This is a genomic window from Massilia sp. (assembly GCF_032106685.1).
In the GTDB taxonomy this organism is placed as follows: Bacteria; Pseudomonadota; Gammaproteobacteria; order Burkholderiales; family Burkholderiaceae_D; genus Telluria.
The window spans coordinates 1-12262 of sequence record NZ_DAMCPG010000004.1 but is presented as its reverse complement, the minus strand read 5'-3'; the positions used below and the strand labels follow the sequence as shown (position 1 = coordinate 12262).

Annotated in this window: 5 protein-coding genes; 4 read left to right on the top strand and 1 reads right to left on the bottom strand. The window is 71.3% G+C overall.

Annotated features, from left to right (window positions below):
• The first annotated feature begins 204 nt into the window (after positions 1-204).
• Complete coding sequence (locus RT688_RS03910; RefSeq protein ID WP_313703539.1) at positions 205-5958, top strand: MG2 domain-containing protein; 5754 nt, start codon at positions 205-207, stop codon at positions 5956-5958.
• Complete coding sequence (gene pbpC / locus RT688_RS03905) at positions 5958-8072, top strand: penicillin-binding protein 1C (RefSeq protein ID WP_313703538.1); 2115 nt, start codon at positions 5958-5960, stop codon at positions 8070-8072. Before RT688_RS03910 ends, pbpC begins: the two co-directional genes overlap by 1 nt.
• Before the next feature lie 55 nt (positions 8073-8127).
• Here the strand turns inward: pbpC and RT688_RS03900 are convergent, their stop codons facing one another.
• Positions 8128-8472 carry a hypothetical protein gene (locus tag RT688_RS03900; RefSeq protein ID WP_313703537.1) on the bottom strand — a complete coding sequence of 115 codons (345 nt, stop codon included), beginning with the start codon at positions 8470-8472 and terminating at the stop codon, positions 8128-8130.
• A gap of 319 nt (positions 8473-8791) precedes the next feature.
• On the opposite strand from RT688_RS03900, the gene RT688_RS03895 reads away from it, so the two are divergent.
• Positions 8792-10417, top strand: coding sequence for a methyl-accepting chemotaxis protein (locus tag RT688_RS03895; protein WP_313703536.1), 1626 nt, complete (start codon positions 8792-8794; stop codon positions 10415-10417).
• A 22-nt stretch (positions 10418-10439) separates the two neighbouring features.
• Positions 10440-12173 (top strand): bifunctional UDP-sugar hydrolase/5'-nucleotidase, encoded by a 1734-nt coding sequence (locus tag RT688_RS03890; protein ID WP_313703535.1) that lies wholly within the window; start codon positions 10440-10442, stop codon positions 12171-12173.
• Positions 12174-12262: the final 89 nt, after the last annotated feature.

Here is a 12262-nt window from a genome sequence, read left to right as displayed (position 1 = left end):
GATCGTTGGCCGCAAGATCATCCGGCGCGATCACGGGGCCGGTAACGATCGCCGCGTGGGCGGAAATCCGCCCACCCTACGCTCACCCGGAATGCGTTGACACTTTCGCACCGTTTTGCAACACTCGGCTGGCTGCCGACTTCAGCCAGGCGCGCATCCCGCGCGCCGCGTCAGGTCGGCGCTTCTTACGCTGCCGGAGAATCGATGCGCCCCTTGTCCCGAGTGTTGTTTACCATCGCCCTGAGCCTGTCCATGGGCGCGGCCGCCGCGCAGACGGGCGTGGTTTCCTTCTCGCCCGACGGGGAAGCGAAGCAGGTACGCCAGGCGACGGCGCGCTTTTCGCACCCGATGGTGGCCTTCGGCGACCCGCGCGGGCGCGACCCGTTCGCGGTCGACTGCGCCGGCGTGGACAAGATCGGGGGCAAGGGCCGCTGGATCGACGCCAGCACCTGGAGCTACGACTTCGAGGCCGACCTGCCGGGCGCCGTGGCCTGCCGCTTCACGCTGCGCGAGGACAGCCGCGACCTGGCCGGCCAGCCGCTCGCGGGCCAGCGCGCATTCCGGTTCACCACCGGCGGGCCGGCGGTGCTGCGCGCGCAGCCGCGCGACGGCGCCGACGGCATCGACGAGGCCCAGGTCTTCGTGCTGGCGCTGGATGCCCCGGCGCGGCGCGACAGCATCGAGCGCGCCGCCTGGTGCCGCGCCGACGGCGTCATTGAGAAGATCCCGGTGCGGGTGCTGGAGGGCGAGGAGCGCGCGCGCATCGTCGCCACGCGCCGCGATTTCGTCGACCGCCACCTGGGCGCCTGGGCCAGGGCGCAGGGCCGCGCCTGGCGCGCCGGCGCGGCCCTGGAAACGCTCGGCGGCGCCGACCAACTGCCGCTGGCGGTGCTGCAGTGCCGCCGCACCCTGCCGGCCAGGCAGAAGGTGGCCCTGGTCTGGGGCAAGGGCATCGCGGCGCCGAACGGCGTGGCGACCGGCGCCGACCAGCAGCTCGACTTTCGCACCCGCCCCGACTTCACCGTGTCCACCCGCTGCGACCGCGTCAATGCCCGCGCCGGCTGCGTGCCCTTCCTGCCGGTGCGCGTGAACTTCAGCGCGCCGGTGGCGCTCAAGGATGCACAGGCGCTCGCGCTCGAGGCGCCCGGCGGCAAGCGCTTCGCGCCCACGATCGCCAAGGAAGATGCCAAGGGCGGCTTCGTGCAGGACCTGAGCTTCGCCGGTCCCTTCCCCGAACGCGCCGAGCTGCGCCTGCTGCTGCCGCCCGGCCTGAAGGACGACGCCGGCCGCGCGCTGGTGCTGCCGGCGCAAGCCAGGCTGGTCCTGCGCACCGACCGCCAGCCGCCGCTGGTGAAGTTCGCCGCACCCTTCGGCATCATCGAGGCCAAGGGTGACCGCATGCTGCCGGTCACGGTGCGCAACGTCGAGCCGGCGCTGGCCACGGCGGTCCGCGCCAAAGGGACCTCGCTGCGCGTGGGCCGCGAGGAAGACGTGATCGCCTGGATGCGCCGCCTGAACGGCGGGCGCAACGCGGACTGGGAGCCGCACGCGCAGTGGGGCGAGAGCCTCGCCAAGCCGGTGCTGGGCAAGGGCGCGCCCGGCGAGATCGTGCGCTTCGACCTGCCCAGGCCGAACGGACGGCGCGCCTTCGAGGTGATCGGCATCCCGCTGCGCAAACCGGGCTTCTACGTGGTCGAAGTCGCCAGTGCGCAACTCGGGACGGCGATCGACCGCAAGGGCAGGACCGCTTACGTCCACGCCGGCGCGCTGGTGACCAACCTGGCGGCCCATTTCAAGCACGGCGCCCAATCCTCGCTGGTGTGGGTGACCTCGCTCGACAAGGGGCGTCCGGTGGCGCGCGCCGAGGTCGCGGTGCGCAACTGCGCCGGCAAGCTGCTCTGGAGCGGCAGGACCGACGCCGACGGGGTCGCCCGCATCGGCAGCGAACTGCTTGCCACCCACTGCCGCGGCGGCGGCGGCTTTTTTGTCAGCGCGCGCAGCGGCGAGGATTTCACGTTCACGCTGTCGGACTGGCAGCGCGGGATCGAGTCCTGGCGCTTCAACCTGCCCACCTCCGGCGTCGACGAGGACAGCCGCCTGGTGGCGACCGTGTTCGACCGCACCCTGCTGCGCGCCGGCGAGACCGTCCACATGAAGCACTTCCTGCGCCGCCGCACCACGCAGGGCATCGCGCTGGTGCGCGCCGGCGACAAGCCGCCGCGCAACGTGCCTGGCTGGCCGGTCGAGGAGGCGGCCGAGGACAAGGCGCCGCTGCCGGCGAAGGGCTGGCTGGTGCACACCGGCAGCGGCGAGAAGACGGTGTTCCCGCTGCAGTGGGACGCCGGCGGCGCCGCCCTCGGCGAGTGGAAGATCCCGGCGCAGGCGAAGCTGGGGCAGTACGAGGTCGTGATCGGCGGCCAGGTCGCCGGGGCCTTCCGCGTCGAGCAGTTCCGCGTGCCGACCATGAAGGCGGTGCTGCAGGGCCCGGCCGAGCCGGCGGTGGCGCCGCGCAGCGTGCGCATCGACGCCCAGGTGAACTACCTGTCGGGCGGTCCCGCCGGCCTGGCGCCGGTCAAGCTGCGCACCGTGCTGGACGACGCGGCCCCGCGCTTCGAGGGTTTCAAGGACTTCGTGTTCGGCGCCGGCGACGTGAAGGAAGGCGTCGAGCATGAAGGCACGCAGGCCGAGGACTACTGGGACGAGGAGGGCGAAGGCGCGCAGCAGGAGGGCGAGGACGCAGGCCTGGGCGCCGGGGCCGCGCGCACCCGCAGCCTGACGCTCGATCGCCAGGGCGGCGCGCGCATCGAGGTGGCCGATCTGCCGCGGCTGGACCGTCCGCGCAGCCTGCTGGCCGAACTGAGCTACCCGGACGCGAACGGCGAGATCCTCACCGCCTCGACCCGGGTGGCCTTGTGGCCGGCGTCGCGCGCGGTCGGCATCAAGACCGGCAACTGGATCGCCGGCCAGGATATCCGCTTCCAGGTCGCGGTGCTCGACCTGCACGGCAAGCCGGCGGCAGGCAGCCAGGTCGAGGTCGACGTCTTCGAGCGCGTCGGCTATTCGCACCGGCGCCGCCTGGTCGGCGGTTTCTATGCCTACGAGAACAGCAGCGAGATCAGGCGCATCGGCCAGGCCTGCGGCGGCCGCACCGACCCCAAGGGGCAGCTGGCCTGCGCCCTGGCCGCGCCGGCCCGCGGCAACCTGGTCCTGCGCGCGCGCACCGTCGATGCCGAGGGCCGCGCCGCCGTCACCCATGCCGACATCTGGGTCGGCGGCCAGGACGACGGCTGGTTCGAGGGCTCGGACAACGACCGCATCGACCTGCTGCCGGCCAGGCCGCGCTTCGAGCCGGGCGAGGACGCGACCTTCCAGGTGCGCGCCCCGTTCCGCTCCGGGACGGTGCTGGTGACGGTCGAACGCGAGGGTATCCTCGACACCTACGTGCGGCCGTTCTCCGCCAGCGACCCGACCATCGCGATCCCGATGAAGGCGCATTACGCGCCCAACGTCTACGTCTCGGCGATGGTGGTGCGCGGGCGCGTCGCCGGCGTGCAGCCCACCGCCCTGGTCGACCTCGGCAAGCCGGCCTACAAGCTGGGCATCGCCCAGGTGCCGGTCGGCTGGGCGGCGCACGAACTGAAGGTGGAGGTATCGAGCGCGAAGCAGGTGTACAAGGTGCGCGAGCAGGCCCGGGTGCGGGTGAAGGTGGCGCGGGCGGACGGCAAGGCGCTGCCGGCTGGGGCGGAGGTCGCGCTGGCGGCGGTCGACGCGGGCTTGCTGGAACTGATGCCGAACGAGAGCTGGAAGCTGCTGGACGCGATGATGCGCCAGCGCAGCCTGCAGGTGGAAACCTCCACCGCCCAGATGCAGGTGGTCGGCAAGCGCCACTTCGGCCGCAAGGCGGTGGCGCATGGCGGCGGCGGCGGCCGCGGCGCCAGCCGCGAACTGTTCGAGACCCTGCTGCTGTGGCAGGGCAGAATCAAGCTCGACGCCAACGGCGAAGCCGTGCTGCCGGTGCCGCTGAACGATTCGCTGTCCAGTTTCCGGATCGTGGCGGTGGCCAGCGCCGGCGCCGGGTTGTTCGGCACCGGCTCGGTCGATGTGCGCACCACCCAGGACCTGATGCTGGTGTCCGGCCTGCCGCCGCTGGTGCGCGAGGGCGACCGCCTGCGCGCCGGCTTCACCGTGCGCAACGCGTCGGAGCGCAGCCTGCGGGTCGAACTGGCCGCCAGCGTGGCCGCCGACGGCGGCGCGGCGCAAACCCTGCCGGCGCAGGCCGTGACGCTGGCGCCGGGCGCGGCGCGCGAAGTCGGCTGGGACTATGCGGTGCCGCAGGCGCAGGGCCTGCGCTGGCAGGTCGATGCCCGCGCCGAAGGTGCGAACGACAGCCTGCGCGTGACCCAGAAGGTCGGCGCCGCTGTGCCGGTGCGCACCCTGCAGGCGACGCTGGTGCAGCTCGACGCGCCGAAGACCATCTCGGTCGCGCGTCCGGCGGACGCGCTGCCTGGGCGCGGCGGCGTGCGCACCACCTTCAGCCCGCGCCTGGCCGGGAGCATGGCCGCGGTGCGCGACTACATGCGCGCCTATCCGTATTCCTGCTTCGAGCAGAACACCTCGCGCGCGGTCGCGCTGCGCGACGAGAAGATGTGGCAGGGCCTGGCGGCGACGCTGCCGGCCCACCTCGACGGCGACGGCCTGGTCAAGTATTTCGCCACGATGGAGGAGGGCAGCGACAGCCTGACGGCCTATGTGCTGTCGGTCACGCGGGAGGCCGGCTACGCGATCGAGCCCGAACTGCGCGCGCGCATGGAGGACGGCCTGGTCGCCTTTGTCGAAGGCCGCCTGGCAGGCCGCATGACGCGCGGGACTTCGCTGCGCAGCGGCGAACTGGCGGTGCGCAAGCTGGCGGCGCTCGAGGCGCTCTCGCGTACCCGGGACGTGCGCGAAGCCTGGCTGCAATCGATCCGCATCGAGCCCGACCTGTGGCCGACCTCGGCCCTCATCGACTGGTACCTGGTGCTGCGCCGCACGCCGGGACTGGGCGGGCAGGCGGCGCGGCTGGCCCAGGCCGAGCGCATCCTGCGCGCGCGCCTGAACCTGCAGGGCACGACGATGGGCTTCTCGACCGAGCGCAGCGACGACTGGTGGTGGCTGATGGCCACGCCCGACGCCAATGCCAACCGCCTGCTGCTGGCGATGCTCGACAACCCGGCCTGGCAGGCCGACATGGGCCGCCTGGCGCGCGGCGCGCTCGGCCGCCAGCAGCGTGGACGCTGGGATACGACCCTGGCCAATGCCTGGGGCGTGCTGGCGATGGAAAAGTTCTCGGATAAATTCGAAGCGACGCCGGTGAGCGGCAAGAGCGTCGCCATCCTGTCCGGCGCCAGCTGGAGCGGCACTATTCCGGCCTCGACCCTGCAGGCCTGGCCGCAGGGCGGCAGCGGCCAGCTGACCTTGCGCCACGACGGCACGGGCAAGCCCTGGGCCACGGTGCAGAGCCTGGCCGCGGTGCCGCTCAAGGCGCCGCTCAGCGCGGGTTTCCGTATCGTGCGCAGCGTGACGCCGGTCGAGCAGGCGAAGAAGGGAACATGGACGCGCGGCGACGTCTACCGCGTGAAGCTGACCATCGACGCCCAGGCCGACATGAGCTGGGTGGCGCTGGACGACCCGATCCCGGCCGGCACCAGCATCCTCGGCACCGGCCTCGGGGGCGATTCGCGCATCGCGGCAAGCGGCGAGCGCCAGCGCGGCTGGGCCTGGCCGGCGTTCGAGGAACGCACCCAGGGCGCCTTCCGCGCCTATTACGACTTCGTGCCGAAAGGGCAGTGGAGCATCGAGTACACGGTGCGCCTGAATAACGCCGGCCACTTCAGCCTGCCGCCGACGCGGGTCGAGGCGATGTACAAGCCCGAGATGTTCGGCGAGCTGCCCAACGCGGCGGTGGTGGTGGGGCAGTGATGCGCCGGCTGGCATCCGCCCTGGTATGGCTGCTGGCCTGCGTTGCGGCCGCCGCGCAGGCCGCCGTGCCGACCGCGACCGAGGTGCGCGCGGCCTACCAGCCGTCCAGCGCCCGGCTGCTCGACCGGCATGGCGAGCCGATCGAATCGGTGCGCGTCGACATGCGCGTGCGGCGCCTGGCATGGACGCCGCTGGCCGAGATCTCGCCGGCGCTGGGCGTGGCGGTGCTGCAGGCCGAGGACCAGCGCTTCATGGCGCACGGCGGCATCGACCTGCGCGCGGTCGGCCAGGCGGCCTGGGACAACCTGTTTCGCGATCGGGCGCGCGGCGCCTCGACCATCACGATGCAGCTGGCCGGCCTGCTCGACGCCGAGCTGCGCGCCGGCAGCGCCGGACGCAGCTGGCGCCAGAAGTTCGACCAGGCGCTGGCCGCGCGCGAGCTCGAGGCCGGCTGGAGCAAGGCGCAGATCCTGGAAGCCTACCTGAACCTGGCGAGCTTCCGCGGCGAGCTGCAGGGCGTGGCGGCCGCTTCGCGCGCGCTGTTCGGCAAGGCGCCGTCGGGATTGGACAGCACCGAAGCGGCGATCCTGGCGGCGCTGCTGCGCGCGCCGGCCGCGGCGCCGAAGGCGGTCGCGCGCCGTGCCTGCGCGCTGGGCCGGGAGTTGAAGCTGCGCGAAGATTGCCCGGCTATCGAGTGGCGCGCCGAGGTCGCGCTCGGGCGGCCGGCCGCGGCGGCGTTGAAGGAAGGCGTGCCCCAGGTCGCGCGCAAGCTGCTCGGCCCCGCCGCCGCGGGTGGCCTGGACTTGCGCAGCACGCTCGACGCGCGCCTGCAGCGTTTCGCGCTCGACGCGCTGCGCCGCCACCTGCGCGAGCTGAACGGGCGCAACGTGGCCGACGGCGCCGTGGTCGTGATCGACAACGCCAGTGGCGAGCTGCTGGCCTATGTCGGCAATACCGGACGCAGCGAGGTGGACGGCGTGGCGGCGCTGCGCCAGGCCGGCTCCACGCTGAAGCCTTTTCTCTACCAGCTGGCGCTGGAGCGGCGCCTGCTGACGGCCGCCTCGCTGCAGGACGACAGCCCGATCGACGTCGCCGGCGAGGCCGGGCTCTACGTGCCGCAGAACTACGACCGCAGCTACAAGGGCTATGCCAGCGTGCGCACCAGCCTGGCCAGCTCGCTCAACATCCCGGCGGTGCGCACCCTGCTGCTGCTCGGCCCCGAGCGCTTCCATGCGCGCCTGCAGGAACTCGGCATCAGTTCGCTGCGCGAGGACGCGGCCTTCTACGGTCCTTCGCTGGCGCTGGGCTCGGCCGACGTCTCGCTGCTGGAACTGGCCAACGCCTACCGCACGCTGGCCAACGGCGGCCTGGCCGGCGGCGTCAGCCTGCGCCCGCGCGCGCTTGACGCGAAGCGGCGCGTGCTCGATGCCGGCAGCAGCTGGATCGTGGGCGACATCCTGTCCGACCGCGGCGCGCGCAGCCCCACCTTCGGCCTGCGCAGCGATCTCGCCACCGCCTACTGGAGCGCGGTCAAGACCGGCACCAGCAAGGACATGCGCGACAACTGGTGCCTCGGGTTTTCGGACCGCTACACGGTCGGGGTCTGGGTCGGCAATTTCGACGGCCAGCCGATGTGGGACGTGTCGGGCGTGTCGGGCGCGGCCCCGGTCTGGCGCGACGTGATGGACGAGCTGCACCGCGCGCGTCCGGCGCGCCAGCAGCCGGCGCCGAAGGACCTACTGCGGCGCGAGGTGCGCTATGCGCCGGCCATCGAGGCCGCGCGCCAGGAGTGGTTCCTGCGCGGCACCGAGACGGCGCTGGTCGAGGCGGTGGCCTTCGACGCGCGCGTGCCGAAGATCGTCTACCCGGTCGACGGCAGCATCCTCGCCGTCGACCCGGACATCCCGGCCCGGCGCGAACGCGTGATCTTCCGGGCCCAGGCCGGGGAGGGCCTGCGCTGGCGCCTCGACGACGAGGCGCTGGGCCCGGCCGACGCGCCCACCGCCTGGCGCCCGCGCGTCGGCGTCCACCGCCTCGAGCTGCTCGACGACGCCGGCCAGGTGCGCGCGAGCAGCCGCTTCGAAGTGCGCGGCAACCGGGCGGCCGGACAGTAGAAGCCGGGCTTATGGATGAGCGCGATATATCGGCAAAGCCGATGGAAGAGCGCGCTCATTTCCCCAGCCAGCTGCGCTCGCCCAGCCGCTCGCCCGAGGGCAGGCGTTCGTGCCGGATCAGGATGCGCTCGACCGGCCCGTCCGGAAAAAACTCCACCGTCAGGTTCCCGTCGCGCGAGACGAGCAGGTTCTCCTCGACCGGGAACATCTGTTTGCGGTAGTGCCGGTTCAGGTCGAGATACAGCTTGTCGTCGATCAGCTGCAGGCGCACGTCCAGTCCGGTATCGAGTTGGTATTGGCCGACCACGTCGCGTTTCAGGTCCTCGGCCGCGCCCAGGTCGATCGGCGCGGCGGCGAAGGCGGTGGATGATACGAAGGCGAGGCAAAGCGGGGCGCGCATGACTGTCTCCTTTCGTGAACGAAACGCGAACGTCGGACGACGGGCGATGCTGACGATGGTTGGACAGGGCGGGGCTTTATATTGCTTCGCGTATGTATCAAATTCTCTTGCCGCATGCCCGGCCGGCCGAAAGCCGGGATGAGGCCCTCGGTAGTGGCGAAAACGCCGCATGACAGCTTCTTTTACCCCGGCATGATCAGAATTGGTATCTAAACTGGTATACTAGTTGCCATACGGAAACTGCATTCCTCTCCCATTCAATCTCCCGCCTCCCTTCGCATGCACGAAGCGGTCCGCGTTCCTTTTTGAAGAGTAGTTCATGAAATTCGACAATCTTAAGATCGGGGTCCGCCTCGGACTCGGCTTTTCCATTCTCTTGCTGATGCTGGTGGCGGTCGCCGGCATCGGCATCACGCGCCTGGAGGTGGTGGGCACGACCAACCGGGCGATGGTGGAGGAAGACCTGGCTACCGCCCGCATCGTGCGCGAATGGGTGGGACTGGCCGACGTGACCGGCGTGCGCAGCGTCGCGGCGCTCGAAGCCGGCAGCGAGGAGGGTACCCGCTTCTTCCTCGATACCATCGCCACGACCACCAAGCGCGGCGTCGAGCTGCAGCGTCAACTGCAGGAGCGCGTGGCGGACGATCCCCAGGCCAAGGCCTTGTTCGGCGAGACCCAGGCGATCAGGCCGCCGTACCGGGCCGCGCTCGATGCGGCCTTCAAGGCCAAGGCGGCCGGCGACACGGCCGAGGCGCAGCGCCTGATGGACGCCGAGGTCAAGCCGCGGCTGGAGGCGCTCGGCGCCGCCCAGCGCAAGCTGGCGCAGCACCTGCAGGGCCGTCTCGATGCGCGCGCCGCGAAGGTGGAGGACGCCTTCCGCAGCGGACGCGTCCAGCTGCTGTCGCTCGGCGCCGCGGCCTTCGCGGCCGGCATCGCGATCACGGTGCTGATCGCGCGCTCGATCACGCGTCCGCTGGCGCGCGCGGTCGGCATCGCCGAAGCGGTTGCCGGCGGCGACCTGAGCGTCCAGGCCGACGCCAGCGGCCGCGACGAGATCGCCCAGCTGCTGCGCGCCCTGCACGACATGACCGGCAAGCTCGCGCGCATCGTGGCCGACGTCCGCAACGGCACCGACAGCATCGCGACCGCTTCCGAGCAGATCGCCGCCGGCAATCTCGATTTGTCGGCCCGCACCGAACAGCAGGCCGGCGCGCTCGAGGAGACCGCGTCCTCGATGGAAGAGTTGACCAGCACCGTGCGCCAGAATGCCGATAACGCGCGCCAGGCGAACCAGATGGCGTTGACGGCGTCGGAAGTCGCGACCCGCGGCGGCGAGGTGGTGGCGCAGGTGGTCGACACCATGGACGCCATCAACGAATCGGCCCGCAAGATGTCGGAGATCATCGGCGTCATCGACGGCATCGCGTTCCAGACCAATATCCTTGCGCTGAACGCGGCGGTGGAAGCGGCGCGCGCCGGCGAGCAGGGCCGCGGCTTCGCCGTCGTGGCGTCCGAAGTGCGCAACCTGGCGCAGCGCAGCGCCGCCGCCGCCAAGGAAATCAAGGGCCTGATCGAGAGCTCGTCCGGCAAGGTCGGAGCCGGCACCGAGCTGGTCGGCCGTGCCGGCGCGACCATGAGCGAAGTGGTCGCCAGCGTGCGCCGCGTCAGCGACGTCATTGCCGAGATCACCTCGGCGAGCCAGGAGCAGAGCGCCGGCATCGAGCAGGTGAATGGGGCGATCGCCCAGATGGACCAGGTGACCCAGCAGAACGCGGCCCTGGTCGAGGAAGCGGCGGCCGCGGCCGGCGCGATGCAGGAACAGGCCGGCGAGCTGGCGCGCTCGGTCAGCGTGTTCCGCCTGCCCGATGGCGCCGGTACCGGTGCCAACGCCGGCGCCGCGCTCGGACGCCGCGCCGAGCCGGTCCTGCTGGGCCACCATGCCTGATATTTTTTGCAAGGAGTTTGGAATGAAGTTGAACAAAGTACTCGTGGCGGCCCTCGGCGGCGCCATCTTCGCTGCCTGCGCGCCCGCGCTGGCCGGCAACGGCAGCGGCGAACTGACGCTGATCCACATGGGCGACCTGCACGGCCACCTGGTGCCGCATCCGAGCGTGCGCAGCGATTCCGCCGGCAAGACCGAAGGCGGCGTGGCGCGCATCTACACGCTGGTCGAACAGATCCGCCGCGCCCATCCGGGCAAGACGCTGCTGGTGAACACCGGCGACACGCTGCACGGCGGCGCCGAAGCGATGTTCACCCGCGGCGAGGCGATGATCGAGGTGCTCAATGCCTTCCGCTTCGACGCTTACACGCCGGGCAACTGGGACTACGTGTACGGCGCCGACAAGTTCCTCTCCTACTTCACCGGCGCCAAGCCGCTGGCGCGCTGGAACCCGGTGGTGGCCAACCTGTACTACGACAACTACCCGGGCCTGGAAGCGAAGAGCGGCCAGACCGTGGCGCCGCCCTATATCGTGAGGGAGGTCGGCGGCCTGCGCGTCGGCATCATCGGCTTCACCTCGGACCGCGGCCCGCAGGCCGGCGACCCGAAGATCACCGCCGGGCTGCGCTTCACCGACGGCCGCGCCGAATTCGAAAAGTACGTGAAGGAAGTGCGCGCCAAGGACGTCGACCTGGTGGTCGTGATCTCGGAGCTGGGCCTGCACGGCAACATGACGCTCGCCGATGCGATTCCCGGCGTGGACGTGATCCTGTCGTCGGACAAGCACGAGCTCACGCCGGAGCCGGTGTTCTCGCGCAATGGCACCCTGATCGTGGAGCAGGGCATGGACGGCCAGATGGTGGGCGAACTGCGGGTGCGCGTCGAGAAGGGCGTGGTGGCCGACAAGCGCTACGTGTCGCACCGCATCACCGAGCGGCTGGCGGAAGACAAGGGCATCGCCGCCCTGGTCGCGCGGGTGCGCGCGCCGCTGGTCAGCGGAGCGTCGTTCAAGCCGGGCGCCGTGGTCAATCCGTTCAGCGGCGCCGTGCTGCGCCGACCGATCGACACCGTGGTCGGTCATACCGAAGTGCCGCTGTACCGCAGCAACTTCGGCGACGAGCCGATGCCGGCGGTGATCGAGGGCTCCTCGCACGACTTCCTGACCGACGCCTTCCGCAGCCAGGGCGACGCCCAGCTGGGCATCATCACGGGCTTCCGCTACGGCACCGTGGTCGCGCCGGGCCCGATCACGCTGGAAGACCTGTACCACTTCATGCCGGTGGGCGCCCAGATCGCGCGTGGCGAGCTGAGCGGCAAGCAGATCAAAAACGCGATCGAGGGCAAGCCGCAGAACACCCAGGCCCGCACCGGCGAATGGGTGAACGGCTGGACCGCCGGCATCAGCGGCCTGACGGCCGGCTTCGATCCGCTCGCGGCCCAGGGCGCGCGCGTGACGAACCTGCGCATCGGCGAGAAGCCGCTGGACATGGAAGCGCGCTACAGCGTGGCCGGGTTCTGGTATCCGCAGATCCCGAACCTGATCAACCGCCTGCCGGCCACCGGGGTCACGGTCGTCAAGGACCAGGACGGCACGATCCTCGACGCCACCGACGTCGTGGCGCGCTATCTCGAGTCCCTGCCGGGCAAGACCGTGACGCGCGCGGGCCTGCAGCTGGACCGCATCCGCCTGGTCAACCCGCTGCCCGCGGCGGCCCATGGCGTGCGCGAGGTGCAGCCGCTGGGGGAGGTCGCGCGCTAAGGCGTCTCCCTCCATCCCGATGACGAGATGAAAAGGCGCTGTCACCGTTATGTGTTGAACATGCCCAGCGCCGCTCGCAGGAAGCGCTC

Bases quoted from the DNA above. Each gene is read 5' to 3' on its own strand.
- RT688_RS03910 (WP_313703539.1), top strand. From the start codon at position 205: ATGCGCCCCTTGTCCCGAGTGTTGTTTACCATCGCCCTGAGCCTGTCC.
- pbpC (WP_313703538.1), top strand. From the start codon at position 5,958: ATGCGCCGGCTGGCATCCGCCCTGGTATGGCTGCTGGCCTGCGTTGCG.
- RT688_RS03900 (WP_313703537.1), bottom strand. From the start codon at position 8,472: ATGCGCGCCCCGCTTTGCCTCGCCTTCGTATCATCCACCGCCTTCGCC.
- RT688_RS03895 (WP_313703536.1), top strand. From the start codon at position 8,792: ATGAAATTCGACAATCTTAAGATCGGGGTCCGCCTCGGACTCGGCTTT.
- RT688_RS03890 (WP_313703535.1), top strand. From the start codon at position 10,440: ATGAAGTTGAACAAAGTACTCGTGGCGGCCCTCGGCGGCGCCATCTTC.